1 pseudogene is annotated in these 449 nt (G+C 40.3%); it reads right to left on the bottom strand.

Annotation, left to right across the window (positions count from 1 at the left end):
• Nucleotides 1–77: 77 nt before the first annotated feature.
• Nucleotides 78–449 (bottom strand): annotated as a pseudogene (locus AB4496_RS14940) (type I glyceraldehyde-3-phosphate dehydrogenase); the annotation flags it as partial.

The following is a 449-nucleotide window of genomic DNA, read 5'->3' as shown; positions in this document are numbered from 1 at the left end:
CACTAAGGTCGCCTTTTTCAAAGTCTGCTCAAAACAGTCTTCGCTAATGCTTATCTAAAGCTATTTCTAAAAAGAAATTACTTAGAGATGTGAGCGATTAGGTCAAGAACTTTGTTTGAGTAACCGATTTCGTTGTCGTACCAAGATACAACTTTAACGAATTTGTCAGTTAGAGCAACACCAGCTTTAGCATCGAATACTGAAGTTTGAACTTCACCGATGAAATCTTGTGATACTACTTGGTCTTCAGTGTAACCAAGAACGCCAGCCATTTCGCCTTCAGAAGCTTCTTTCATTGCAGCACAAATTTCTTCGTAAGATGCAGCTTCTTTTAGGTTAACAGTTAGGTCAACTACAGATACGTTAGCAGTTGGTACACGGAAAGCCATACCAGTTAGAAGGCCGTTTAGTTCTGGAAGAACAACGCCTACAGCTTTAGCAGCACCAGT

The organism is Vibrio sp. 10N.222.46.A1 (assembly GCF_041473595.1).
GTDB classification, from domain to species: Bacteria; Pseudomonadota; Gammaproteobacteria; order Enterobacterales; family Vibrionaceae; genus Vibrio; species Vibrio tasmaniensis_A.
The sequence above is the reverse complement of the archived record's forward strand: the minus strand, read 5'-3'. Positions and strand labels throughout refer to the sequence as shown.